The 25956-nt window shown below is 60.3% G+C and carries 26 protein-coding genes; 12 read left to right on the top strand and 14 right to left on the bottom strand.

The window, feature by feature from the left end; translation table 11 throughout:
* Window positions 1-5: 5 nt before the first annotated feature.
* The gene (locus F3J08_RS16985; protein ID WP_205207028.1) at window positions 6-461 is read right to left on the bottom strand and encodes a hypothetical protein; all 456 of its coding nucleotides are present in this window, start codon (window positions 459-461) and stop codon (window positions 6-8) included.
* Between the two features lie 154 nt (window positions 462-615).
* On the opposite strand from F3J08_RS16985, the gene F3J08_RS13645 reads away from it, so the two are divergent.
* From F3J08_RS13645 to mltG, 9 genes are all read left to right on the top strand, one after another.
* Window positions 616-2067, top strand: a complete 1452-nt coding sequence (locus tag F3J08_RS13645) for a sensor histidine kinase (protein WP_166930673.1) — start codon at window positions 616-618, stop codon at window positions 2065-2067.
* 209 nt (window positions 2068-2276) lie between these two features.
* On the top strand, window positions 2277-2996 hold the full coding sequence (locus tag F3J08_RS13640; protein ID WP_166930671.1) for a glycine betaine ABC transporter substrate-binding protein: 720 nt from the start codon (window positions 2277-2279) through the stop codon (window positions 2994-2996).
* A gap of 193 nt (window positions 2997-3189) precedes the next feature.
* The gene (locus tag F3J08_RS13635) at window positions 3190-4074 is read left to right on the top strand and encodes a class I SAM-dependent methyltransferase (RefSeq protein ID WP_166930669.1); all 885 of its coding nucleotides are present in this window, start codon (window positions 3190-3192) and stop codon (window positions 4072-4074) included.
* Entirely contained in the window at window positions 4071-5009 is a 939-nt protein-coding gene (locus F3J08_RS13630) for a hypothetical protein (protein WP_166930667.1), read from the top strand. The genes F3J08_RS13635 and F3J08_RS13630 overlap by 4 nt, the downstream gene beginning before the upstream one ends.
* A 116-nt stretch (window positions 5010-5125) precedes the next feature.
* Window positions 5126-6097 (top strand): ACP S-malonyltransferase, encoded by a 972-nt coding sequence (gene fabD / locus F3J08_RS13625; RefSeq protein WP_166930665.1) that lies wholly within the window; start codon window positions 5126-5128, stop codon window positions 6095-6097.
* Window positions 6098-6116: 19 nt separating this feature from the next.
* Entirely contained in the window at window positions 6117-6857 is a 741-nt protein-coding gene (gene fabG, locus F3J08_RS13620; protein ID WP_062165708.1) for a 3-oxoacyl-[acyl-carrier-protein] reductase, read from the top strand.
* 241 nt (window positions 6858-7098) lie between these two features.
* The gene (locus tag F3J08_RS13615) at window positions 7099-7338 is read left to right on the top strand and encodes an acyl carrier protein (RefSeq protein ID WP_023978090.1); all 240 of its coding nucleotides are present in this window, start codon (window positions 7099-7101) and stop codon (window positions 7336-7338) included.
* Window positions 7339-7485: 147 nt separating this feature from the next.
* On the top strand, window positions 7486-8769 hold the full coding sequence (gene fabF, locus F3J08_RS13610) for a beta-ketoacyl-ACP synthase II (protein ID WP_166930663.1): 1284 nt from the start codon (window positions 7486-7488) through the stop codon (window positions 8767-8769).
* Window positions 8770-8932: 163 nt separating this feature from the next.
* Window positions 8933-9982: an endolytic transglycosylase MltG gene (gene mltG, locus F3J08_RS13605; protein ID WP_166930661.1), complete on the top strand. Its 1050-nt coding sequence runs from the start codon at window positions 8933-8935 to the stop codon at window positions 9980-9982.
* A 113-nt stretch (window positions 9983-10095) separates the two neighbouring features.
* Here the strand turns inward: mltG and F3J08_RS13600 are convergent, their stop codons facing one another.
* The 3 genes from F3J08_RS13600 to F3J08_RS13590 form a co-directional block, all read right to left on the bottom strand.
* A complete protein-coding gene (locus tag F3J08_RS13600; protein WP_166930659.1) occupies window positions 10096-10947 on the bottom strand; it encodes a lipid-binding SYLF domain-containing protein in 852 nt (283 codons plus the stop codon).
* A 170-nt stretch (window positions 10948-11117) separates the two neighbouring features.
* Window positions 11118-11942: an inositol monophosphatase gene (locus F3J08_RS13595; protein WP_370458745.1), complete on the bottom strand. Its 825-nt coding sequence runs from the start codon at window positions 11940-11942 to the stop codon at window positions 11118-11120.
* Window positions 11943-11968: 26 nt separating this feature from the next.
* Window positions 11969-12520 (bottom strand): MmcB family DNA repair protein, encoded by a 552-nt coding sequence (locus tag F3J08_RS13590; RefSeq protein ID WP_370458743.1) that lies wholly within the window; start codon window positions 12518-12520, stop codon window positions 11969-11971.
* Window positions 12521-12570: 50 nt separating this feature from the next.
* Between F3J08_RS13590 and F3J08_RS13585 the strand changes: the two genes are divergently transcribed.
* Entirely contained in the window at window positions 12571-12897 is a 327-nt protein-coding gene (locus F3J08_RS13585) for a hypothetical protein (RefSeq protein WP_166930657.1), read from the top strand.
* Here F3J08_RS13585 and F3J08_RS13580 read toward each other — a convergent pair.
* The 6 genes from F3J08_RS13580 to F3J08_RS13555 form a co-directional block, all read right to left on the bottom strand.
* Window positions 12871-13944, bottom strand: a complete 1074-nt coding sequence (locus tag F3J08_RS13580) for a glycosyltransferase family 4 protein (RefSeq protein WP_166930707.1) — start codon at window positions 13942-13944, stop codon at window positions 12871-12873. The genes F3J08_RS13585 and F3J08_RS13580 overlap by 27 nt on opposite strands.
* A 10-nt stretch (window positions 13945-13954) precedes the next feature.
* Window positions 13955-14713, bottom strand: coding sequence for a nucleotidyltransferase family protein (locus tag F3J08_RS13575; RefSeq protein WP_166930655.1), 759 nt, complete (start codon window positions 14711-14713; stop codon window positions 13955-13957).
* Window positions 14710-15429 carry a sterol desaturase family protein gene (locus F3J08_RS13570; RefSeq protein ID WP_240149361.1) on the bottom strand — a complete coding sequence of 240 codons (720 nt, stop codon included), beginning with the start codon at window positions 15427-15429 and terminating at the stop codon, window positions 14710-14712. Before F3J08_RS13570 ends, F3J08_RS13575 begins: the two co-directional genes overlap by 4 nt.
* A gap of 104 nt (window positions 15430-15533) precedes the next feature.
* Window positions 15534-16742 carry an LptF/LptG family permease gene (locus F3J08_RS13565; protein WP_166930653.1) on the bottom strand — a complete coding sequence of 403 codons (1209 nt, stop codon included), beginning with the start codon at window positions 16740-16742 and terminating at the stop codon, window positions 15534-15536.
* Entirely contained in the window at window positions 16625-17815 is a 1191-nt protein-coding gene (locus tag F3J08_RS13560; RefSeq protein ID WP_166930652.1) for an LptF/LptG family permease, read from the bottom strand. Before F3J08_RS13560 ends, F3J08_RS13565 begins: the two co-directional genes overlap by 118 nt.
* Window positions 17815-18750 (bottom strand): metallophosphoesterase, encoded by a 936-nt coding sequence (locus tag F3J08_RS13555; RefSeq protein ID WP_166930651.1) that lies wholly within the window; start codon window positions 18748-18750, stop codon window positions 17815-17817. The genes F3J08_RS13560 and F3J08_RS13555 overlap by 1 nt, the downstream gene beginning before the upstream one ends.
* Window positions 18751-18917: 167 nt before the next feature.
* Between F3J08_RS13555 and F3J08_RS13550 the strand changes: the two genes are divergently transcribed.
* Together F3J08_RS13550 and F3J08_RS13545 are read left to right on the top strand one after the other, a co-directional pair.
* The gene (locus tag F3J08_RS13550; RefSeq protein WP_166930649.1) at window positions 18918-19877 is read left to right on the top strand and encodes a diacylglycerol kinase family protein; all 960 of its coding nucleotides are present in this window, start codon (window positions 18918-18920) and stop codon (window positions 19875-19877) included.
* Window positions 19870-20835, top strand: a complete 966-nt coding sequence (locus F3J08_RS13545) for a hypothetical protein (RefSeq protein WP_166930648.1) — start codon at window positions 19870-19872, stop codon at window positions 20833-20835. The genes F3J08_RS13550 and F3J08_RS13545 overlap by 8 nt, the downstream gene beginning before the upstream one ends.
* Before the next feature lie 79 nt (window positions 20836-20914).
* Here F3J08_RS13545 and spt read toward each other — a convergent pair whose 3' ends face one another.
* The 4 genes from spt to F3J08_RS13525 all read right to left on the bottom strand — a co-directional run bounded on the left by spt (window position 20915) and on the right by F3J08_RS13525 (window position 25465).
* Window positions 20915-22108 (bottom strand): serine palmitoyltransferase, encoded by a 1194-nt coding sequence (gene spt, locus F3J08_RS13540; RefSeq protein WP_035444171.1) that lies wholly within the window; start codon window positions 22106-22108, stop codon window positions 20915-20917.
* A gap of 5 nt (window positions 22109-22113) precedes the next feature.
* Window positions 22114-22365 carry an acyl carrier protein gene (locus F3J08_RS13535; protein WP_023979234.1) on the bottom strand — a complete coding sequence of 84 codons (252 nt, stop codon included), beginning with the start codon at window positions 22363-22365 and terminating at the stop codon, window positions 22114-22116.
* A 148-nt stretch (window positions 22366-22513) separates the two neighbouring features.
* Entirely contained in the window at window positions 22514-24253 is a 1740-nt protein-coding gene (locus F3J08_RS13530) for a fatty acyl-AMP ligase (RefSeq protein WP_166930646.1), read from the bottom strand.
* A gap of 81 nt (window positions 24254-24334) precedes the next feature.
* Window positions 24335-25465, bottom strand: a complete 1131-nt coding sequence (locus tag F3J08_RS13525; protein ID WP_205207031.1) for a CDP-glycerol glycerophosphotransferase family protein — start codon at window positions 25463-25465, stop codon at window positions 24335-24337.
* Window positions 25466-25956 lie beyond the last annotated feature (491 nt).

Below are 25956 nucleotides of genomic sequence, written 5' to 3'. Positions count from 1 at the left end.
CATCGTTAACCGGCAGGCTTGTCACCGTATCTCTGTGATGCGATGGCGAGCGTGCCATTCCTGAAAGGTGAAGCAGGCATAATGTTTGTCATGCGAGCGGCGAGGGAACAGTCTCCGACAGAAGAGACGACCAACCCGCTCACAATCCGAAAGTCTGGTGTCTCATGAGACGCCAGCACGATCTGCACGACCTTCTTACGGTTGCAGCGGCCGTAGCCCGTGCGCCTGCGGCGTATATTGCCCTGCCCGAAAAGGGCAGGCATGTCGTGGGAGTAACGTACGGGGCGCTGCCCCTGATGCTCGATGCCCTCGATCCGCCACGGCGTACTTTTACCCAGGAGGTCTTGTCTCCTCTGGCCGAGCTGGCGCGTGCGCCCTGGAATTATGCCTTCCAGATTGCTCTTTCGTTTCTGCTGCCTGACGGGCAGGGCGAGGGCATCCTCTGTTTCCTCACCCGCCACCTGTTGGACACGGAGGCCACCTCCTTTCGGGAGGGGCTGGACGCGATTGTCAGGCAGATCGTTCTGGTTCTGGAGCGGCCTGGTCCGGGGGAAGCGGGTGGTGCAACAGAGGGGATACCATCCCCCCGGCCGAGGTCGAGTGCCGGTCACCCGTATGACGGGGAGGCTTCCATCCATCGAGGATATGCCCGGGATTGGCACGTTCGAGATATGCCATGGCAGCAACACGATCACGCTTTCGGCGGAATTACTGCGTCTATCAGGCGTTCCCACCGGAAAGCAGTGCCCGCTGGAGGTTTTTGCACAATGTATGCCGGTTCCTGATACGGATCTGCTGCGTTTCGGCGAAGGGACCAGCGATGAGGTTGTCTTGCCGGAAACGGATTATGCAATCAGAAACCTCACCGACCACACCCAGAGCTGGGTCAGGCGACGCGCCGAAATCGAGGCGGATGATCGTGGCAAGCCCTGGCGTCTGATTGGCACGATCGAGGACATCACGCGCGATCGTGTCGCGACGAACAGGCTGGCTGCTATGGTCATGCTTGGCGATGCCCTGCGCAAGGTCGACACGCAGGATGACGCTTATCTCGCAGCAGCGAGCGCGCTTGGTGATGCCCTCGCTGCTGATCGCGCAGGGTGCGCCGTTGTAGAGTCAGGTGAGGAGGGCTTTTTCAGCGTGCCGCAGGACTGGCATGCCGCTTCCGTACCGAGTGCGAAAGGTCGCTATCGTCGTGCTGCGTTTCCGGCAGCCATTGGCGTGCTGGATCAGGGCTTGTTGCTCGCGGTGCGTGATGCCCGCGAAAATGTCTGGATACCGTGCATCATGCCTCATTGCGGCGAAGGCGATCAGGTCCGGGCGCAGTTGCTCATGCCTGTTATGGCGCAGGGCCGGATGACGCATTGTCTGTTCGTACAGAGTTGTACGCCGCGTGACTGGTCCGATCAGGAGCTCGCTTTTGTGCGCGCAGTGTCTGACCGTGCGCAGGCTGCTGCGGCGTCACTTGAGGCAAGAGCGCACCAGCTTACCTTGCATCAGGAACTGGCGCACCGACTGAAGAATACGCTCGCTCTGGTTCAGGCTCTCGCCAATCAGAGCCTGCGCGGTGTTGAGAACAGACTTGCCGTCAAGGCTTTCGAGAAAAGACTGGTAGCGCTTGGTTCGGCTCATGATCTGCTCATGCGCCAGTCATGGCGGCGGGGCGATCTTGCCTTGCTGGCGCAGGAAGTCTTGTCACGCATCGCGCCGATCGACCGCTTTCATCTTGCAGGCGCTACGGTCTCGATCGGCCCCAATACGGCTACGACGCTTGGTCTCATGCTGCACGAACTGGGGACGAACGCAGCCAAATATGGCGCGCTGAGTGTCGAGGGCGGAAAAGTCAGTCTGGTGTGGGATATCATTCAGGACTCCGGTCGCGATACCCTGACCCTGCATTGGCACGAGGAGGGAGGACCGCCCGTCAACCCTCCGGTAACCACCGGTTTTGGGTCACGTCTGCTGCAGGCCGGGTTTGGTCATCAGGGAAGCGCTATTGTGCGGTATCCACCAACGGGGTGTGATGCCGAGTTCTCGGTTCCGTTGCGTCAGGCACAGGAAAACTGATCCATCGGGAGTTTGTGGACAGCCCCCAGACATGCCTCCTGACGGAGAGGGGCGGTGTCCGCGGGTGTGTTGGTCTCCCCTCTCCGATTGCGCTCGTCATGTCAGCAAAGTGCCGCTCGCCTCTTGCCATTCATGGTATGAAGTGATCGAACACAGGCCAATTGCCTTAACCTCTCCCCGGCCGTGCCTTGCGGCCAAAAGGACTTCTCATGACGACGATCTCCCTTGGCTATCTGGGCACCGCGCTCCATGCTGGTTGCGCCAGTGCAGTTGCCCGCGTACTTGATGCGCATGAGGTCGAGGTCGATTTTGTTGATGCCGACGAGCGCGAACTCCCCTCAATGCTTGAGGAGGGGGCTATAGATCTGCTGGTTTCGGCTTGGCTGCCGCGCGATGCTGTGTTGCTGCAATACGGGATGCGGGTTCTTGGAACGCTCTACCGCCCTTATTATTGCTGGGCGAGCTTCGATGATCTTCCGCCGATCGCTGCGCTTGGTGCGCAGGATGTTGATGTTGTCGTGGCCGCTCGTTCGGATGCCGGACGTATGAACGCGCTCCTGACACAGACGCCCGGTCTCGATGGCGTGCCGGTGGAGATTTGCGATGATGCAGGGCTCCACGCTTTCGTGCACACGGCCCATGAGGAGGGACGCCGGGTTCTGGTTTTCCTCGCTCAGCCCCATGCGCTTTTCAATCATGAGGCATTCCAGCCTGTGCAGGACCCGCGCCTGTCCGAGGAAATGGAGGCCTCCCTGCTGGTGCGTGAGGCCGTGGCAGCCTGTGCTGACCAGGATATGCTCGACGAATTGTCGGAAATGACCCTTGGCAACAAGGTCATGAGTGCGCTCGACTACGCCATCCAGATTGATGGGATGGATCCGGAAGAAGCTGCCGAGGCCTGGCAGCGTGGACGTCTGGTCGCACGCTAGGACCTCGTTCCTCCGCGAATTCGAGCCTTGTGAGGTGCTGCAAGGTGATGGCCATGCTGCACTTGCGGATTTCCGGGCTCGATGAGGTGCTGCTGCACAGATATTGTTTCTATTTAAGTAATTGACAGAAAACTTTCATGTTATTTGCACCTATATTATAGAGTCTTTCCTGAATTAACAGGTAAGGCCGCGTATGTCCTCTTATCCCGATGCCTCTGATCTGCATGAGCGGTTCAGGCTATGCAGTGATGAGGACTGGCTCAAGATACTGGTCGCATCGATCCATATGCCTGAGATCGATCATGTGCGTATGCCGAGCTTTCCTGCGGAAACGCTCCAGCGCGAGATACATGGTCACGCGGGAGAGGTCTCACTGCATGAGGCCTACATGTTTTATCGCGAAATCAAGGCGTTCGGCCATTTCACCGATCGACCCATTTCAGCTGGGATGAAGGTGCTGGATTTCGGATGCGGCTGGGGGCGTATTCTTCGCCTGTTCATGAAAGATATACGCCCGGAAAACCTTTATGGGATTGATTCGACAACACGGTTTCTGATGGAGGCGCGCCGCTGTAATCCGGCGCTCAACTTCATGAGCTGCGGCATGGCCCCGCCTGTCCCGTTCACTAACGGGTCTTTCGATCTGATCGTTTCTTTCTCGGTCTTTTCACACCTCGATGAGTATCTGGCCGGGCAGTGGATTGCTGAGTTTCATCGTCTTCTTGCGCCGGGTGGCCTTGCGATCATCACCACCCAAAGCCGCCGGTTTATCGATTTCTGCGCGGAACAACGCCTTAAGCGGGCATCCGGCATCAGGCTGGAGCATGGCTGGCACGAAGCCTGCGCCGATAGCTTCACGGATGAGGCGCGGGCTCATGCGCGCTACGACGCTGGCCGGTTTCTTCATGCATCGCCAGTCAGGCGCCCGCACCCGGCGGCTCATTATGGTGAAGCGATCATCCCGCGCACCTATATCATCCAGAAATGGGGGCATCTGTTTCGCATCATCGAGTTCCTTGACGATCCAGCGCGGGTGCCGCAGGTGTTCATTGTCTTGCAGAAGAACAGAGCACCATGAACGTCAATTCCATGCCGCCTTTGCCACGCGTCATTCTGGGTCGTGCCAATGTCAGCAGAGCCGGTCGGGTCGCTTTGTGGCCCCTCATCGCAGCGGCTTTGTGTCTCCTGACGCCAAACGCCTGTCTGGGGCAGAGCGCATCTGATGGCGGTGCCTTGTTGGCATCAGGCTCGTCGCCCTTGACGCCCGGAACAGGGTCGCCTGCGGCCATGAACCGGCTGCCCGGCGAAGGGCGCGAGGCGACTGGGCAGTCTGTCGAGACAATCAGGGTCACGGCGCAAGGCATGGTGCCCCTGTCACAACGATACCGGCGACTGGAACGCATTTTTCGTCGGTTCAACTCCTTCCCCGAGGCGGATCGTGCAGGGTTGACCCTGCATCTGCAGGCTATGCTCCAACCGGGAGACGGAGCCGCACGGACAACGGGTATGATGATGAAGCTGGGAGAGCGGGTCAGTCACCTGTTCCCCGGTCCGCCGCTTGGCACGGATGATGAAATCGTCGTGCCTCATGAGGCAGCACTCTGGGAGGCCGATCCGGCAATCTATGCACGGCTCAAGCCCGGTGAGCGTCTGAATGTCGGTTTCTTCTTCACGCTGGCGCCTGCGGACAGGCAGCATTTTACCCGGCAGCAGGCTTTGAAATGGCTGGCGCAGCTTGATGGCTGTATTGAGGATGAAGGGGGATTTCTCGTGGCCTTGTTGCTGCCCGATACGCACAGACTGGGTGTCGATGTCGCGCCCGGTAGCCGTTTCATTGTGCGGGAGGGCGGTGTGGAGCGGCTGCTGGTCGATAATCAGGGCAGTACGCCCTATCCCTACGTCTTTCGCCCTCAGAACTTCAGGAAGGATGCCGAGTTCAGCGCAACCAGGCCGCTCAGTCGGGTTGTGATGACCCTTCCTTTCGCCCTGCGCGGCGATCTGACTGCAAAGTAACGATTTGACAGGAAGCCGTTGCCTCCGCCATCACGCGGGTCAGAATAGTCCCCGGTCCTTGTGCCGGGGCAGGAGGGCCGCGGCGCAGGTGCCAAGGCGTGAATGAAGGTACGGTCATGTCAGTTCATGCGTTCGTGTTTCCCGGTCAGGGCAGCCAGTCCATTGGAATGGGACAGGGCCTCTACGAGGCTTTCCCGGCGGCGAGAGAGGTTTTTCAGGAAGTTGACGATGCGCTTGGTGAGCATCTGTCCAAACTGATCTTTACCGGCGAAGCTGCCGACCTGACCCGCACCGAGAATGCGCAGCCGGCATTGATGGCCGTCTCTATGGCTACGGTGCGCGTGCTCGAAAATGAGGGTGGCTTCAGGCTCGCAGACAAGGCGACCGTCGTGGCCGGTCATTCGCTGGGTGAGTATTCCGCCCTTGCCGCCGCAGGTGCGCTGGGTATTGCCCAGACTGCAAAGCTGTTGCGCCTGCGAGGGCTGGCCATGCAGGAAGCCGTGCCAGCAGGCGAGGGTGGCATGGCCGCCCTGCTTGGCGTCGAGGCTGAACTGGCGCAGGAGATCTGTGCCGAGGCGGCGCGTCTGAGGGTCGAGGGTGAGGCCGATCGTCATGAGACGATCGAACTGGCCAATGACAATGGCGGTGGCCAGATTGTCGTGTCCGGCCGGCTGTCGGCGGTCGAGCGTGCCATTACGGTGGCCAAGGCCCGAGGGGTGAAGCGCGCCGTGATGCTGCCCGTTTCCGCGCCGTTCCATTCATCCCTCATGGGGCCGGCGGCCGAACGCATGGCCGAGGCTCTCGAACGCGCCGAGATTGCGACCCCCGCCATTCCTGTCATCACCAATGTTACAGCGACGAAGAATACCGATGCGTTGCGCGTTGCTTCCCTGCTGGTGCAGCAGGTGACGGGCTCGGTGCGGTGGCGTGAAAGTGTCCTGGCCATGGCGGCTATGGGCGTCACCTCGCAGGTCGAGCTGGGCGCAGGCAAGGTGCTGACCGGTCTGGTACGGCGCATTGCTCCCGACATGACGGCCCGTAATGCCGGAACCCCTGAAGAAATCGAGGCGCTGCTGCGTGACCTCTGAAAGCGTGGAGAAGAAAACGATGTTCAGTCTTGAAGGCAAAACGGCCCTCATCACCGGTGCTTCTGGCGGCCTTGGCGCTGCTATCGCCCGCGCGCTTCACGCGCAGGGCGCCGAAGTCGTGCTGTCCGGCACGCGTGAGGCAGCACTGGCCGAGGTCGCAGCCAGCCTTGGCGAGCGGGTGCATGTCTGTGCGGCCAACCTCTCCGTCGGTGCCGAGGCCGATGCCCTGGTGGGCAAGGCGGAAGAACTGCTCGGCAAGCCGCTCGATATTCTGGTGAACAATGCCGGTCTGACGCGCGATGGCCTGATCATTCGAATGAAGGACGAGGACTGGTCGCAGGTGCTGACGGTCGATCTCGAATCTCCGTTCCGTCTGTGTCGTGCTGCGCTGAAGGGGATGCTCCGTCGTCGCGCGGGTCGCATCATCAACATCGCCTCCATCGTCGGTGTGACCGGTAATGGCGGGCAAGCCAATTACTCGGCTGCCAAGGCAGGCATGATCGGCATGACCAAGTCACTCGCGCAGGAGGCCGGCTCACGCGGGGTCACGGTCAATGTCATTGCACCGGGCTTTGTCGAGACAGCCATGACGGCGGTTCTGCCTGAAGCACAGCGCGACAAGCTGCTCGGCTCGATCCCGCTCGGTCGTATGGGCAAGCCGGAAGACATTGCCGCCGCAGCCGTGTATCTTGCTTCGGAAGAGGCCGGTTGGGTGACCGGCATGACCATGAATGTCAATGGTGGCATGGCGATGCCATAAGGGCATCGGCCCCGCTCGCACGCAAAGCTTGGCGTGCGAGGGTAAACCATGCTAAGCGCCCGCTGCTTCGTCCGAAGCGTGGGCGTCTCGGCCCGCCGGGGCCCGATCTTCGGTCCGCGATCCGGAGTACTGGCAGATCATGCCGTCTCTGGAGTAAAGACGGGGACCGACTGGGTAACCAGACGGATGGTAAACAGTTTCGAACCGCCCGAATTGCCGGGCACACAGGAAGCCAGAACAGATGAGCGAAATCGCCGATAAGGTTAAGAAAATCGTTGTTGAGCATCTCGGCGTTGAAGAGAGCAAGGTAACCCCTGACGCTTCCTTCATCGACGACCTCGGCGCTGACAGCCTCGACACGGTTGAGCTGGTCATGGCGTTTGAGGAAGCTTTCAGCGTTGAGATCCCGGAAGATGCAGCCGAGAAGATTGCGACCGTCAAGGACGCCATCGACTACATCGAAAAGCAGAAGGCCGCCTGATCTGGCTGCATCGGGCCGCAATGCCCGATGCAATGATCTTCTCCGGCTCCCGATCTGTGCGGAGCCGGGACATACGACGAGATTGACAGCCGCTCCCCCTTGGCAGCCGCCGGGAGCTGGCGTTTATGACTGGAGCTTCGTCCGCCCATGATGGCAAACCTGTCGGCAATGAAAGAAAGACGCGTTGTCGTCACCGGTATGGGGCTTGTTACGCCTCTGGCAGTGGGCGTGGAACAGACCTGGCAGCGTCTTATCGCCGGACAGACCGGCATTGGCCGTATCTCCTGCTTCGACCCGAGCGATCTCCCCGCCCATGTGGCTGGCGAAGTGCCCGAGGGCCCGACGGCAGAAGGCGGTCTGACGCTCTCGGACTGGGTCCCGACGAAGGACCAGAAAAAGATGGATCGTTTCATCCATCTTGGCATGGCGGCTGCCATTCAAGCCATTGAGGATTCAGGCTGGAAGCCGGAAACCGAGGAAGATCGCTGCGCCACGGGCGTGATGATCGGCTCGGGCATCGGTGGTCTGCAGACCATCTATGACGCCTCCCTGACCGTTGCGAGCGGCAAGGCCCGTCGCCTGTCGCCCTTCTTCATCCCCTCGGCGCTGATCAATCTGATCTCGGGCCATGTCTCGATTCGTTATGGCTTCAAGGGCCCGAACCACTCGGCCGTCACCGCCTGTGCGACCGGTGTGCATGCCATTGGCGATGCCACACGCCTCATCATGCTGGGCGATGCCGACGTGATGATCGCTGGTGGTGCCGAGGCCGCTGTCTGCCCGCTCGGTATTGCCGGGTTCTCCTCTGCCCGCGCGCTGTCCACCGGCTTTAACGATACGCCCGAGAAGGCATCGCGCCCTTGGGATCGTGACCGCGACGGTTTTGTCATGGGCGAGGGCTCGGGCATTGTCGTGCTTGAGGAATACGAGCACGCCAAGGCACGCGGCGCGAAGATCTATGGTGAGATCATCGGCTACGGCCTGTCCGGCGATGCCCATCACATCACGGCACCGGCGGAAGGGCATGAAGGCGCTTTCCGTGCCATGAAGGCTGCGCTGCGTTCTGCGGGGATTACGCCGGCCGATATCGACTACGTCAACGCCCACGGAACATCGACCATGGCCGATGACCTCGAGCTTGATGCGGTTGAGCGCATGTTCGGCGATGACGCAAAGCATGTTGCGATGTCCTCCACCAAATCCGCCACCGGGCATCTGCTCGGCGCTGCCGGCTCGGTAGAGGCCATGTTCTCCATGCTGGCCATCCGTGACAACGTAGCCCCCCCGACGCTGAATCTCGACAACCCCGCGCGTGAGAGCGTCATCGACCGCGTGGCGCACGAGGCCCAGCAGCGCAAGATCAACATTGCCCTGTCCAACAGCTTCGGTTTTGGCGGGACCAATGCCAGCCTGATCGTCAAGGGCGTCTGATTTAGTGATTCTGACCCCGTGAGTAAGGCCTGGCCCGTCTCGGCGCTCGTCGTGGTGCAGTGTGACGGGAGCTGACTCCGGGGTTTGGCCTGAAACGGTCCCACGTCAGGGATATCCAGCACCGGATGCCGGATGACCGGCATCCGTTCTTTCGGGAGTGAACATGAAGCGTGTCATTCTCTCCCTCGTCCTGCTTCTGCTCCTTTCCACGGCAGGAGGGGCTGCACTGATCTGGCATCAGGTTACGCAGCCCGGTCCCTTGCAGGCCGCCACGGATCATGTCGTCCCACATGGCGCAACAGCCCACATCACCCATGATCTGGCGCAGGCCGGGATTATCTCGCCCGGTACGCTGTCCGAACTGAGTTTCCGTCTTGCTGCCCGGGCAACGGCGTCTCATGGGGCGTTGCATGCCGCTGAACTGCATTTCCCGGCGCAAGCCTCAATGCTCGACGTGCTCTATGTGTTACGTCATGGGCAGCCAGTCCGGCATTTTCTGACCATTCCGGAGGGGCGTACAGCGCGGCAGATCGCGATAATTCTTCGAGAGGCCCCGTTCCTGACAGGAGAGGTGCCGCCGCTGCGTGAAGGCGCAATCCTGCCCCAGACGGTCGCCTACGAACGCGATACATCACGCGCCCGTCTTGTCAGCCGTCTGGAAACGCTCATGAGTGAGACTCTCGCCCGTGTATGGGCAGGGCGTGATCCATCCATCGGTCTGACATCGCCTGAACAGCTTCTCATCCTGGCCTCGATTGTCGAGCGCGAGACGGGCATTGCGGCTGAGCGACCCAAGGTGGCCCGCGTATTTCTCAATCGCCTGGCGCAGGGGATGAAACTGCAATCCGACCCAACAGCCATTTACGATCTGAGCGAGGGGCTGGGCACGCTCGATCACGGCCTGACCCATGATGAGCTTCATCAAGCGGGACCGCATAATACCTACGTCATTGATGGTCTGCCTCCCGGTCCAATCTGTTCACCGGGGCTTGCTGCGCTCGATGCGGTCGCCCATCCGGCGAGCGGGGATATGCTGTACTTCGTCGCAGATGGCACAGGCGGCCACGGCTTCTCGCATGATCTGCACGAGCATAACCAGCGTGTTGAAACGCTCAAAGCCCTGCGCGGAACCGGCAAAGCCGCGTCACCCCAGGCTGCGCCGGCGCGGCACGATGGTCGTGGCGCCGGAGAGCCGTCTCAACATCGGCATTGAGGTGAGGGGCAGGTGCCGGAAAGCACTGCCCGCAATACCCTCCCTCGCGGGGGGCGGGTTTCCGTTAAGGGGCCAGCCCAGCAGTGGAAACCCTATCTACCCAAGTACGGTGATTATTTCGGTGCAGCGAGAGACTCGCTCTTGATCGCGCCATGTGATTGGCTGGCGTAGGATTTGCGGCTGTCATAGTTGGCCGGGTAGGGGCTGCTGCCAGCGCTGCTGGTGGTTGCCGGGCTCGTTGCTGCGGCGCTACCGGTAGCGGGCGTGCTGCCTTGCTGCTGGACCACCTGCATCAGAACGCGGCGCAGGGGATCGGCCCCCGTGTTGTTCACCCGCATTGAGATGACGATGTCTTCAGGGCCGACTGGCTGGTTATAGAAGGCGCGGTTCGAGCTGCTGTCGATTGTCAGTTTCGAGCCCCCCAGCGAGGCCCCGGCAAACAGCCCGGAGGATTTCTGCAAGGCGAGGATATCGGTGTTCGAAGCGCCTGCCGAGCCACTCTCGATGCCACTGCCCATATTGGCAAATGAGGCCGAGGCCCCTGCGCTGAACTTGAACTGGCTGTCGAGCAGGGCCTGCAAGCCACGATCAGACATGACGAAGAACATCAGCTCCGAGCTTTCGACCCCAAGCTGAATGCCCATCGAGGCCGAACTCAGCGTGTAGAAAGCAGGGTCGGACCATGAGCCGCGTGCATCGCGCGAGAGCAGAAGGCAGCCGCCACCTGCGCCGCCAAACACGATCGACATGCGAAAGACCGATGGGCAGACCATCACAGCGCGGGCCTTGGCCAGATAACGCTGCGCCCGCGAATTGGGATTAGTCCCCTGGAAAATGTCCTGAACAGCCAGCGTTGCCCGATCGACCAGCGCCTGCTGCTTCGATGCGGCCATGGCAGGCAGGGCGCTCAGGCCCGATGCCAGAAGTACCGTCGAGGCGACGAGTCGGCAGGGAAAAGAAACCATAGGGTAGGGGCCTCATATCTGGAGCCGGCAGGGCGAGCCCGGACCGGGAACACCCGAGCAGAAAAACAGGATTTGCGTATCCCGAGACGGGTACGGCAAACCATATTTCCTGAGCGGCAATTATGGCGTGAGAATGGTTCAGATCATGCGATGACGGCAAGAGGAGACGATCAGAGCAGTTCCATCCCGGCTGCCTTTGCAACGGCCTCAGCCACGCCCGGAGCGGTGGCCAGAATGGGTCTCGCCCCGGTCAGGCCGCCATCGCGCAGGAAGGGCGAGACGCGCGCGCCACTCTCCTCGAGCAGGACCAGCGCTGCCGCGACGTCCCACAGATTGATGGCGATTTCCAGATAGCCATCGCAGCGGCCCGAGGCGACATCGGCGAGGGCCAGAGCGCCGCAGGCACCAGTGCGTGGGGCAATGCCCAGCTCAAGAAAAGCCTGTGCATGACGGGCATAGGTTTCAGGCGAAACCTTGGCGCTCCACCCCATTTCAACCATGGCGCTTTTCGGGTCTGTCACAGGTGAGGCGACAAGCTTGCGGCCGTTCATCCAGGCGCCCACGCCGCGCTGGGCTGTATAGATTTCGCCCAGAGCCGGAGCGTTGATCACCCCGGCTACGGGCACATCGCCGTGCATTAGTCCGAGAGAAACGCACCAGCGCTCACGGCCACGCGCATAATTCGAAGTGCCGTCAATCGGGTCGATCACCCAGGTCAGGCCGCCCTGCCTGTGTCGACCGCCTTCCTCACCCATGAAGCCGTCTTCGGGGAAGAGCGTTTCCAGACGACGGGAGACAAGTGCCTCTACCGCCATATCGGCCTCGGTTACGTAATCCTGCATACCCTTGGTGGTGCCGGTCGGGCCGCCCGGTGGGGGGCGCATGGCCGTGGCAAGGGCGGCGGCATCGGCAACAACCGCACGAGCGACTTCCAGACGCTGCGCAATCATGCGCTCGAGATTCGCATCGGAATCACTCGAATGGTTAACGCTCATCGCGGGGGTGGTCATGCAGATACTCCTTATTCGACACGTCGGGCCGCACGAAGGGATGCCGTCATGGCAGGGTCTTCAAGCGCCATGAGGCGCAGCGCGGCGCCATGGCCGAAAAGCTGCATCAGGGTCTTCCTGCGGGCGGTCGCCAGCTTCGAGAGCGGGCTTTCCCGGATCATGGCACATTCCGGCAGGATGGTTGAGGGGCTTTCGGGCAGATGGGCCACGAACAGCCCGACATCCTGCGGGATCAGATCACGCGGAAAGGCCTGATCCACCGCGAAATAGAGCCGGTCGCACCAGTCACGATACTCAGGCCATTTGCGGTCGGTCAGAAAATCGCGAGGTCCGGATTTGATCTCGATGCAATGCAGCATCCCGTCCTGCGTCAGCGCCATAATGTCGGCACGCCGACCTGCCGCCGGCAACGAGAACTCGTTGATGCAGGCCCAGCGCATGGTACGGCATAGCCCGAGCATGGCGCGCCGTATGGCAAATTGCGTTTCAGGCAGGGTGAAGGCTGATTGGGTATCGAGCGGGGGTGCCTGATCATCGGGTACAGGACTTTGCGTATCGCTCACTTGCCGTTACTCATCATCAGCTACGCACTCACGTCCTTCTGGAGAAAGATTTGTCTGATAAACGCGAGATGTCGGACGGGGTTATGCCGCTTGTTGCCTTTATGCGCCGGGAGAAAGCGCTGAGTGCAGCAGGTCTTGGCGTTTTCCTGTTCCTGCTGGGGTATTTCTGCGGCCATCTTGATGAACGAATGCATTTTGCACTCGATCTGCTGGCGCTCATTGCCTTCGGAGGAGCGACGTTTTTTGAGCGTCAGGCGGCGCCGCGTATGGTGTGGATCCTGCTCCTGATTGCTTCTGTGGTCTTCGCCCAGATGGATTTCCGCCTCTCCGGGCATCTGACCCAGACGCGGTCACAGAGTGCTTTCGAGTCGCGCTAGAATCTCGGCGCCCCGTCGATCGAACGAGGCCGCATCAAAACGCGAAAGAACACGGGCCCGACCGGTTTCGCCCATTGCAGCCAGCTTGCCGGGTTCACGCAGCAACCCGGCCAGCGCCAGCGCCAGCGCCTCCGGGTCGTTCGGGGGAACGATCCGGCCGCAGGATTGCGTGATGGTATGCGGCAATTCACCGGCCTCGGAGGCGATGACCGGCACGCCGCAAAGCAGCGCCTCATGCGCCGCAAGGCACAGCCCCTCCCATTGTGAGGGCTGCACATAGAGGTGCAGGGTTGCCAGAAACTGCCTAGGGTCAGCGTTATAGCCGTCCAGGACGATCGGCAGCCTGTCTCGGGCGATAAGCGCTGCCAGACGGTCACGCTCCTCACCCTCGCCGGCGATATGAACCTCGTACTCCGGCAGACCCTCGATCTTGCCAAGCAGCCTCACGGCCGCACAGAGCACGTCATAGCCCTTGACCGGATGGAGGCGCCCCAGTGAGCCGATACGTATGGGGCCGGCTTCCGACCATGGTACGGCGTGCGGGAAGTCGCTGCTTGCCCGAAAGATGGGCCAGCAGGTGAGTCGATCGGCGCCAAGCCCCAGCTTCTTCTCGGTTTCGAGTTCGACGCAGGTGGAATCGGCAATCCACAGACGGGACAGCCCGCGCATGAGCCGCAAAAGCCGTGCATTGGCGGGTTTGAGCCGCGCGGAGTGCTGCCAGCTGGCCACCCGGATACGACGTCGCAACCCGACAAGCTGCCCGAGGAGGGTTGCGCGTGTGAGGGATGTCCAGATGAGCTCGGGTCGCTGCTCGCCAATCTCACGATCAAGCCAGGCAAGGGCGGCCAGATGGTCCTTCCTGCCGCCTTCACGGACATGCACGGTCAGTCCAGCCTGAATCATGGGCCTGATGGCGCGGCCATCGCGGCGGGTGAGGGCAAGCACGATAACCTCGTGACCCTGATCGCGCATAACCTGCGTGATGGCCGGGACCGGCAGGGCGGCGCCGCCCCCCTCGACCGAATTTATGACATAGGCAATTTTCATGGGGCCATGCTCAAGCGGATCGGGCCAGCAGCATTTCGACCAGTTCGAGATCCTGCGGCTTGTCCACATCCACAGCGGCACGACCGTCATCAATGGGGATCAGCGCCACCTTCGCACCGGTCAGTTGGGCGATGCGGGCCACAAGGGCCGCGCTGGACAGGCGGCCCAATAATGCCCGCAGGAGGATGCCGTAGCCCAGTGTGCGCGCCATTCTGAGCGGGCGTTTGCGGTCACGCTCCAGGCTTTGCCATAATGTGACGACGGCACGCGCCTTTGGCGTGCGCATCAGGAACAGATTGCAGCCTGAGAACGTCATGTCACGCAAACGTATGTAGGTGCGTCTGGTATGGGGGACATCGCGCTCGATCGTCGCCTTCAGAGCAACACCGACGGCCAGATCACAATCGCTTTGATTGGCCTCCTGCACAAAAGCGGTGATCCAGGAAGGGCGAAGCAATGGATGATCAGCCGTCGTGATCAGGAGCGGTGTGCCGAGCGCCTCGAGCGCCAGCGCGACACTGCCGCTTGGGCCGCTTGCAGTGGGCAGGCAGGTAAAGGGACGTTCGAGTCTCCGCAGGGCTGCGTGATCCTCGATGCTGACGGAAACAGGGCCGATCCCGTTAGTCTCTTCGAGGGTGCTCAGCACGCGGTCGATCATGGGACGACCGCCGACCGGCAGCAGAGCCTTGTGCCCGACCTTTCCAAGCCGGGCCAGTGGGTCCTGCGCTCCGTCGCGCGAGCCTGCGAGAACCAGCGCGGGAAGTGTCACGAGGCGGCGCTGCCACGTCGGGCGCCGTCGGGGCGCTGCTTGGGCGGGGCGCCCGTGTGCTTCATCACCCAGGGATAGCGCTGTGCCTCCTCAAGGTCATAGCCGAGGTCGAATACATGAGCACTGCGGGGGCGGGCGCGGGCGTCCTTGTAGAAGCTACCGAACAGGCGATCGGCAGCATAGTTCGTGATGCCGTAATTGCCGTCCTCATCATGGAAGTGATGCAGGACATGCAGCTGCTTGATTTTCGCAACCCAGTTCCAGCGCGGCTTGTAGGCCAGATGCTGGATGCAATGAAAAAATTCATAGATGCAGGTCATAACCAGGCCGGTGGAGAGCGCGGCAAAGGCCGTGCTGATACCGCCAATGGCCCAGCCGATGGGCATGACAATGATGGCGATGGTCGGGATTGTGTTGAGCGGTGAGCCAAACAGTACATCAAGGAGATGGGGGTCCTGATGATGGTCGAAATGGACGCGTTTCCAAAGCGAGGCAGTCAGCGGATTGCGATACAGCCAGCGTCCGTGGAGGATGAAGCGGTGGATGGCGTACCAGGCAAACGGGTAGATGCCCACCACCAGAACGATGGTGATCAGCGTCGGTGCCGCCTTGGGACCAAACCAGATTGCCGCAGTAGCTGAAGCCAGAATAAGCGCGAAGTAGAGCAGAATGGTGGGGTAGGTGAGATAGGCCATCCAGAGATGGGGCAGACTCATCTTTCCCAGATCGAAGCTTCTTCCCGTGCGAAGTGAGCCCTGGTTTTTCCGGGCGTTCCAGAAGGCGCGCCAGAAGCCTTCCGAGTGTTCAGAATTGAACGTACTCATTTCTCTTCCATCTTCACTATCCATGCCCCTCCAAGGAGGAATGCCAGGGCGGGAGGCGCCGTGACGGCAATTAACGCGGGCAAGGTTCCCGCATTGCCAAGAGCCTGTATCAGGCCTTGCAACACGATGAAACCAAAACCCGCAGCCAGCGCCGCAATGGGCAAGAGGCTACGGGTGCCTGTGCGGGGGGGAATATAGATGACAGGCAGTGCCAGAAACAGCATGGCGCAGAGCGATACCGGCAGGGTGAATGGCGCAAAAAGCGCCATGCGATAGGTGGCCTTGGGCAGGCTGGAGGCACCGCCACGGTGCAGTATGGTCCATAGCGACCAGCAGGAGAGAACCGGATAGGATTGCGAGAGCTGGATCAGCGTATCCGGCGTCACGCGGGACGGCAGCAGCGATACATTCTGCCGCAATGTGGTCTCCACGCGGTTACTTTTCAGGACGAGGCTTCGCACCGAGGCGGCGCGCCAGCCGGTGATGGGGTCATAAACCATCTCCGGTGCGGTATCCGTAGCGGTCAAATCACCCCCATTGGCGCGATGGTAGACCGCGATCTTCTGGATACGGTCTCCGCCCTCGGTGAAGCTGTCTATGTGAATGACATTGCCTGAGGCGTGAAACCAGAAACCATGACCGCTTCCGGCAGCTTTCGGATCGGTCTGGTTCCACCATTTTGCGAAAGCGAGCTCGGTGCGTGGCGCGATGATTTCCTGTGTGAGAATGCCCGCGACGCTGATGATGCCTATGGAGGGCAGTAAAAGTGTCAGCAGTCTCACGGTCGACAGACCGGCGGCGCGCAGGCTGGCCATTTCGCTTGCAAGCGTCATCTGCATAAGCATGAACAACGCCCCGATCAGGGTGCTGAGCGGCAGGGTCTGTACGGTCAGGGCCGGTAATTTCAGCAGGGCATAACGGACCAGCCCAAGGGCACCAAGATGGCGCTCCAGTATGGGCGTCGTCATCTCAAGGAGTCCAAGGATCTCCATCATCGAGACAAGCATGGCCCCGCAGATCAGTGTGCGCCCGATAAAGCTTCTGGTCAGATGCATCAGGAGCACGGAGCGCGATGGATTGAGCGGTATCATGATGTGGCCTTTGCCGGGCCGAGCGGAATGGCCTTGCGGCGTCGCCACGATCCACGCGAGCGTCTGAAAATCGAGGCGAGACAGATCGTACAGAAGGCGATCTCGGGCAGCCATATGGCGTAGAAGCCGCGCATCCTGCCCGTTGCCACCAGGCCGTGACCAAATTGCAGCGTATGGTCGAACCCTACCAGAACGATGGCAAGGCCGATCAGCCCGATGATCGGACGCCGTCTCTTGGCACCAATCGCCAGTGCTACAGCGAGTGGCGGAATGAACGGTATGGCAAGCGCACGCGCGAGACGGAAATCGAGCTCCGCACGCAGGCTCGAGCGGGTGATGCCACCATTTCCGTTCTGGTTGTCGGATTGATGGGATGCCTCGAGCCGGGTTGCCAGCTCCACGAGGGTCAATTCACGCTCATCAATGCCGCGCGAGCGGAAGACTGCCGTATCGTGGCTCTGGTCGAACACCTTCATGCTGTGATCGAAGCGGGTTTGCGTGGCCTTGTTGCTCCCATCACGCGGGTCGTAGACAATCAACCCGTCCCACAGGTCAAGGCGTGTCTGCTTGAGAGAAGGCACAGCGGTGACCAGACCGCGATGGGCGGTAATGATCCTGACGGCGCCATCAGGCTCTCTCTGGCGAATGAAGACCTCATGCAGAACAGTGCCGTTACGGGTCACGCGATCGGCAGTGAGCATGGAATCATCTGCTGTTGTCGCGAACATGCCAGCTTGCAGGTGGGGGGCCCAGCCTGAATGGGCGGCGTAATAGAAGCCGGAGCGGAAATCGTAGCGGGCGACCGGCTGGATATAGCCGTAGAGCAGAATGCTGCCGCAGCCCACCGCAACGCCGGTCCACATATAGGGCCGAGCGATACGCAAAAGCGAAACGCCGCTCGCCATCAGGGCGTCAATCTCGTTGTTGTCGCTCATGCGCCGGATGATCAGGAACACGCTCACGCACAGGGCAGCAGGCAGGGCGAGGCCCAGATAATGCGGCAGCAGATCCGTCAGCAGGGCCACAAAGGTCGCCAGCGAACTGCCTTCAGCGGCGAGGTCGTCGAACAGGACAAGGAGCCGTTCCAGGAGGAGTGCCGCGAGCACCGCCGCCAGCGACACCACGAAGGGTGGAACGAGCTGGGCCAGCAGATAGCGATCAAGCGTGGGAAAATGGGGGAGGCGCATTATCGTGGCTCATTCGCCTTCATGATCTGACCATGCAGTTCTGAATGTTGCTGCCAGCGCCGATGGCGGCTGCACCGCCAGCCGGCATCACTCGTGAACTGTCTGGTTTGCAGGTCGATGGTCCAGCCTTCCTGCGTGGGAGTAATGGCGATTCTGTTCCAGCCACTCTGACGCCAGGGGCGTGAGGAAAGCAGAGACGCTGATGGAACGCCAACCAGAGGAATTTCGCTGCCCGGGACCGTTGCAAGCGTCGCATCATGCGAATGTCCGTGAAGGACAATCGAGGCTCCGTGCCGGGCGATGACTGCAGCAACGGCCTTGTGGTCGAGAAGGGATTTGCGCCACGGAACAAGCCCGGCCCGTGGCGGATGATGGATCATGACCACGCGGCAGAGAGTCTTTGTCTCGTCCAGCAACTGAGCCAGCTTCGCGCGCTGCGTCTTGCCGATGCGCCCACAAGCCATGAAGGGTGGTGTCGGGATTGCGGAATTCAGCCCGATGACCGCTACATCGCCGTGGATGTGGCAATACGGAAAGCCGGTTTCATCGGTCGATTCCATCCACTCCGACCATAATCCGGCATGGTCCGGCCAGTCTGAGCGGACCATCGCATCATGGTTGCCGGGCACCACCAGCGTCCGGGCAGGCATGGTGGCGAGCCAGTCAGCCGCCGCCGCGCATTCCTCCGAAAGCCCGAAATTGGTCAGATCGCCCGTATTGAGGACGAGATCCGGAGCGGCGTCGGTAATGTCCTTGCGCACAATGTCTGCAAGTTCAGGTCGATGGCGATGCACCCTGTGGCGCTTCCACGAAGCAACGCTCAGGGCGCGTTTGTTCGTGAAAGCACGCCATGACGGCAGGGGGGCAGGCGGGGGGAGGTGAACATCCGAAAGATGGGCCAGAACCACTGGTGACGTATCGCTGTTTCCGGTCATCTGCCTCTCTCCTCGTCACCACAGGTCAAAGGCCGATACCGGCAAAATCCAAAAATGACCAATCGGTTTCTGGTCCCGCTGCGTAAGTCATGCTATGGCGCCGCGCAAGGCGGACGCCCGAAGTTGCGTCGGGCCAGAGGATTGACCGTAACATAAATGATACTGCCGTGCGCCTAGCCCTGATCCATAATCCACGCAGTCGCAAGAACAGGCGCGATGGCAGGAAATTTGCCAGACAGGCGCATCAGCTTCTGGGGGAGGGGTTTCTCGTCCCGGCTTCCCATGACGAGATGACCGAGATGGTCGAGGATCTTGCGCGACGTGATGTCAGGCTGATTGCGATCAATGGTGGCGATGGAACAGTCAGCGATGTCATGACGGCGGTCATGCGCGCCTATCCGGAAGGCGCGTTGCCTGATCTTGCCATCTTCCCGTCCGGCAACACCAATCTGATCGCCCGTGACATCGGATTTTCCCATCGCGGGATCGCTGCCCTGCGCGAGCTATGGAACCATGGCGAAATGCTTCCACGCACCAACCGGCGCCCGCTCAAGATTTCCTGGCCGGAAAACGAGCATGAAGCCCGCCTTGGCATGTTTCAGGGCAGTTCCGGCTATGCGCGTGCCATTGCAATAGCCCATTCCCCGCATGTGCTGCGTTATGCGCCGCATAATCTCGCTGTGGCCGTCACGCTGGTAGGCGCGTTCGGCAGCCTGCTCTGGCGCCGGCAGCGTGAGACCTGGCTGACAGGAGATCGCTTTACGCTCGAAGGCGATGGCGAAATCCTCGCCGACGGTCAGAGCTTCCTGTTTCTCTCGACGGCGCTGCAAAAGCTGGATCTGGGCATCTGGCCATTCTGGAACGGCGACAAGGCAAGATCCGAAGGGCTGCATTATCTTCATGTCGCCGATCATCCCCGCCGCCTGCTTCAGGCTACCTGGTCGCTGCTGCGGGGGCGTGCTCCTTCATGGTTGCGCCAGAGCGTGGACTACACAAGCGGGCGTGCCACCCATATGGTCCTGACCTGTGCGGGAGATTTCGTGCTGGACGGTGAGCGTTTTGCGCCTGGGGCAGGGCATCGTATCCATCTTTCTGAAGGGCCGCAGTTCGGCTTTGTTCATGACTGACCATGCGGTACGTCCAGTCGAGACCGAGACTCTGCTTGACCGGACGCTGATTGGCGAACTGACGACACCGGTTGACCCGCGTATCCACCAATTGGTCTCTCACATACTCGGGACCACACGCCCGCTCGGGGTTCTGTTCTATGGCTCGGGCCTGCGTCAGTTCGATCCTGAAGGGCTTTTCGACTTCTATATTGTGCTGGAGCGCCTGACGGACTGGCCAGCTTCCGTATTGGCCCAGATGGGCAACGTATTGCTTCCACCGAATGTGTTTTATGCCGAGCATGAGGTCGAGGGTCAGATCCTGCGGGCCAAGGTCGCGCTGATCACTCTGGCGCAATTCCGGTCCCGTGTTTCGCCTCGTTCGCAGGATACGACGCTCTGGGCGCGTTTCTGCCAGCCTGTAAGGCTTGTCTGGGTACGCAATGCGGATTCTGCCGAGGCCCTTCTCGATGTGCTGCGCCGGGCCGTTGTGACCGCTTCTGGCTGGGCCGCGCGTCTTGGTGAGGGTACGCATGCGCCTGCCGAGTGGTGGCGCATTCTCTTCAGCAGAACCTATCGCGCTGAATTGCGGGTCGAGCATGAGAGCCGCGGCTCAACCATCATGCAGGGGCTCGAAAGCCGGTATGCAGCGCTCACACGCGATGCATGGACGCTGGGCCATCTGAAATTCGACGAGCGGGAAGGCCAGCTGAGGCCTAGATTAACGCAACTTGCCCGTACACGCGCAGGCAAACGTTGGGCCCGCATGGCCCGACGCGGGCGATGGCGCAATATCGCCCGCCTGGTAAAGGCGGCCTTCACTTTCCGTGACGGGGCCGCCTACCTTGCGTGGAAAATCGAGCGACATAGCGGTTTTCGTCTTGCACTCTCGCCCTTCGAGGCTCGCCACCCGCTCATCTGCCTGCCTCGCCTGTTGTGGCGGGCCAGAGGGATCTTCCTCAAGGGGATGAAGGGCTGAGGCAACAGGCTCGTCGAGATAAAAAAAGGGAGGCCAGTGACAGACTGGCCTCCCTTTCTGACGCCGTGGCGAACGATGTTCAGCCCAGAATTTCTGCCTTGGCCTGAGCGAAGGCGGCGAGCGCCTTATCGATTTCCTGAGCCGTATGAACAGCCATGACCGAACAACGCAGCAACGGATGCTCGTCCGGCGTCGCGGGCGGCAGTGAAAGATTTACATAGACGCCCAGTTCAAGCAGGCGGTTCCAGAAAGCAAGGGCCTGCTCCACCGTCTCCAGCGTCACGGCAACGACCGGGCTGACATGCGGGCTGGTCTTTAAACCCAGCTTGTGCAGGCCATGATTGAGCTGCTCGGCATTGGCATAGAGCTGCTTGCGCAGTTCGGGGCGGGCCTGCATCTCATCCAGCGCGGCGAGTGTGGAGGCGATGATTTCTGGCGGAAGCGACGCCGTGAACATGTAGGGACGTGAGCAGAGACGGATAAGCTCCAGCCCTTCGAGATTCGACACACAGTAACCGCCCACGGTGCCAAGCGACTTGGAGAACGTGCCAACCACGAAATCCACATCGTCTTCGCAGCCGTCCCGTTCGGCCACGCCGCGTCCGTTCTCGCCAAGCACACCAAAGGAATGGGCTTCATCTGCCAGGAGATAGGCGCCGTGTTTCTTCTTGACCTCGGCAAATTCGCGCATGGGCGCGACGTTGCCAGTCATGGAGTAGATGCCCTCGACCACGACAAGTTTCGCGCCCTGGTGGTCTTTCAGGCGCGACAGGCGCTTGTCGAGATCAGCCGGGTCGTTGTGGCGGAAGCGTATGACCTGGGCGTATCCAAGGCGGCTCGCATCATAGATGCTTGCATGGCTATCCGCATCGAGAAGCAGGATATCGTCCTTGCCTGCCAGAGCGGAGATCGCGCCGAGATTGGCCTGATAGCCGGTCGAGAAAATCATGCAGTGGCGACGGCGGAACACCTCGGCCAGGCGCGCTTCCAGCTTGCGATGCAAGGCATAGGTGCCGTTGGCGATACGTGAACCTGTCGTGCCAACGCCTTCGCGTCTGACCGTCTCGATCGCGGCTTCTGCCGCGGCGCGGGACTGACTCAGGCCGAGATAGTTGTTTGTTCCAAACAGCAGTGTCTCACGCCCTTCGATCAGGCCTACTGTCGCCGAGACAGGGTGATCGATGACGACACCGAACGGGTTACGCGGCGACTTGGCGGTCAGGCCAGCGGCGGCGGCTTTGAGGCCTGCATATTTGGCAAAGATATCGGTCACGAGGATCAACCACCCGATTTCAGGCTTGAGAGGCACACGGCAAGATCGTGGATCGTGCGGATATCGGCGAGCTTGTCGAGCGGCACGGAAACGTCGAGTTCATCTTCGATTTCCATGACGAAATTCATGACAGCCAGTGAGTCGAAAGCGAGATCTTCGACGATCTTGCTGTCACCGTTGATGTCGCGTGGCACCTTCGGATTGGCAAGGAGCTTGTCGATGATCATTGCAGTGATGGAGGCGACCGTATCGGTCATCAAAATTCTCCGGCTTTTGGCGTTCGGGTGACAAGCACCCCAGATGAAGCGTCTTATGCGTCAGGCTTGGATGGAAGGCCAGAGGGGGCAGTTTCTCTGAAGCCCTGAACGAGGTGCCGGAACCAAGGATGAGGCTCCGGCATGTTTGTCAGGCTGCGGTGCTGCTGGTCATGGTCTCGAACTGACCAGCCAGAAGCATGGCCTTTGCCCGGGCGCGCGTCAGCTTGCCAGATGACGTCTGGGGCAGGGTGTGCGGCGGCACGAGAATGACGTCCACTTCCACACCATGCTGGCGACGGAAAAGGCCCATCGTCTCCTCGCGCAGGCGAGCGCGGTCTTCGTCATTGGTCGCACGACACTGCACGAGCGCCACAACACGTTCGCCAGCCTCTTCTTCGACTGCAAACACGGCCACATCGCGTGATCGCAGTGAAGTGATTTCATGCTCAGCCGACCATTCAAGGTCCTGCGGCCAGATGTTGCGTCCGTTGATGATGATCAGGTCCTTGGCACGGCCTGTGATGACGACCTGCCCGTTGAGCATGTAGCCAAGGTCACCCGTGTTGAGCCATCCCTTGTCATCAAGCACTTCAGCCGTTTCGGTTTCACGGCCAAAATAGCCGCGCATCAGGCTGGGGCCACGAACATAGACCATGCCAACGTGGCGTTCCTCCAGCAGGTCGCCCTTGGCATTGCGCACCTGAACATCGTGTTCTGGCAGGGCAACGCCACAAAGCACAAAAGTGCGAAGAGCATGAGAGGGATCGTTGGATGCCCGCGCCACGCCTTCGGTCTCCAGCGTGCGCAAATCAATCGTGTCGGTCGCGATGCCTGTGTTGAGGGGCGCGAAACTGATGGCGAGGGTGGCTTCAGCCATGCCATAGCTGGCAACGAAGGCGCGACCGTCAAAACCATATGCCGCAAAGCGTTCGGAAAAAGTCTCGAGGATATGATGGCGTATCATATCACCACCGATACCGGCGATGCGCCAGCATGAGAGGTCGAGATCCCCGGAAACCGGACGGCGCGCGCAGAGCTCGTAGCCGAAGGAAGGGCTATAGGCGATCGTACCGCGATTGCGGCTGATCAGATCGAGCCAGACATGCGGGCGACGGGCAAACTCACGTGTGGGCAGCAGATCGACAGTAAGCTGACAGGTCATGGGGGTGAGGAAGAAACCGACAAGACCCATGTCATGATAGAGCGGCAACCACGATACGCAGCGATCACCTGTCTCGGTTACTTGCAGGCCGTCACGGGCGATTGCACGGGCATTGGCCATCCCGGCCGACTGGGTAACAGCAACACCCATGGGAAACCGCGTGCTGCCCGAAGAAAACTGGAGATAGGACAGGTCATTCGTATCGATGACCGGTAGCGGCTCGCTCGAAGCGGGTCGCTGCAGCAACTCGGCGGGAGACCCACCGAAGGCCAGATCCAGCCCTTCAATGATATCCTGCGTCCAGGAACCGATCAGTTCCGGCACCACAACGGCGCGTGCGCCAGAGGCGCTCACCATGCCGCGCAGGGTGCCGATATAGGCCTCGCGACCCCCGAAGGCGATGGGAAGGGGGAGGGGGGCCGGCACGAGGCCTGCGTACTGACAACCGAAGAAGATGCGCGCGAAATCACCGTCGCTCTCGGCGACAATGGCAACACGATCGCCGGTTTTCAGTCCGGTGCCGATCAGGCGATGGGCGGTCTCGATCGCCTGATCGCGCAAGATGCGATAGGGCAGGGCCTCGATAAGCTGGCCACGACCATTATAGATGTTGAACCCCGCCGTTCCCTGCGCCGCATAATCCAGGGCAGCGCTGAACGTCGGAAAATCGCCATGGCGGCGCTTCTGGTTCGATGCAGTAGGAACGGGCGTTTCGTTGGGCGTCATATCGTTTGGTCTGCTCTGCTTTTCACTCTGTCATGATCACCGCTCCCGGGGGGAAACCCTGAGGCGGTCCATGCGTATGGGTTATGCGGCGTTACGGAGATAATCGACGATTGCATCCGCAGCACCTGGTGCTGTCGGGCCGTCGTCGCTGAACTCGAACGTCTCTAGTATATATTGGCGTTGCGCCTCAAGAAATTCGTCATGTTTTGTCACAGCCATCTCCAGCGCCTTTGAGAGCGGGTCGATGGTGTCGAGTACCTGACCGAGATTCCAGAAATGGTAGTTGCGGTCCGACTGCCAGTTCACATGATGAGCATTCAGAAAAACACAAGGCCGCGGGCGCACAAGAAACTCCGCGACCTGCGAACTGACGTCACCGAGATAGATATCGGCAGCCATCGTATATGTCATGTCGATGCTGCGCGGGCTGCCGGGATCGATCAGGATATGATTGTGATGGGCATAGCGTGAAACGAGCTGCTCACCTTCCTGACGATGCTTGTCGAAAAGACGATAATGCGGCGCGAATATCAGGTTGTAACGGTCCTGATTGGCGAAATACTCCAGCACAGCTTCGCCAAGAAGGGGCCATGAAGAGAGTTTACTGGAAAAATGCGGATTATAGAGGACGATCGGCTTGTCGTTGTCGAAAAGCGCGGGTCGGCTCCGTGCCATGCGACGCACGATATCGAATTTTGCATAGGAGCCTCGGTAATATCGCCCCGGGCTGATTGCTCCTTGCGAAAGTAGGCGCTCTTCAATCTTCTTGCCCGACAGGAGTACGAAATCGAACTCTTTCACATCCCGGGCGAAGCCGATTGCCCGATCTCCGGCTCCATGACGGGTCCAGATCATCCTTGGCTTGCGAATTCCCATGCGCCGTAAGTAGAGTGATGTGCGCTCTGGCACGACTATGGCTTCGAACCGCGAGAAATATTCGCGGTTAAAAAACAGACTGGCCATTTTCCCCAAGACGCCAGGGCCGGAATGCTCGATGCGACGGCGCAGGATTTCGGGCATCTTGAGAAGGTCGAAGCGCGCCTTTGCATTGGGATAAAGCGCACTCAACGTCTTCGCGTAGTCGAGATGTGCTTCCGTGGTGCAGGCGACGTGGACTTCCGTATCGATATGGCGGGAAGCGATTTCCATCGCGATCGGTAGTGAATGAAGCGTTTGATGAGGCTGTGCGATGTAAGGGAAAGCAATTTTCAGCATGATCGGGTGTCAGTCACCAAGGTTCGTCAGGGTAGTGTGATATGTCATCGTACAATCTCCTCACGTCCTGCGGGTTGGCGCGGAAACGGGCTCCAATAAGATAGGGCAGGTTTTTGTGCCTCTGCTTGCTAGATACAAGAGCGGATATTGGAAACGTGATGGAACGCTTGCTTAAATTTTGGCAATCGAAGCAACTCTGAATGGCTACGCCGCTCCATACTGACCTGTTCTCGTCCAGTATGGCTGACATGCTTCCCATTGAGATCTCGCATCAACGAAGATTAGCGACGCACCGACCTTATTCCACAACACACGATTTATGACACTTCATTGCCGTCGTCGGGGGTTTCCAGGCAATGCGCTTTTTTCTCGCCTGCTGTCATTTTTCTGAAATTATGTGTTGACGGGTGTGGGTGTGGGGTCTAAAAGCCCGTTCACCGCAGCGGAACACGCCGCGGTGACTGCCTGAAAGACTGAGTAAGATCAGT

This window comes from Asaia sp. As-1742 (assembly GCF_011753235.1).
Lineage (GTDB): Bacteria > Pseudomonadota > Alphaproteobacteria > Acetobacterales > Acetobacteraceae > Asaia > Asaia bogorensis_B.
This window is presented reverse-complemented; position numbering and strand designations above follow the sequence as displayed.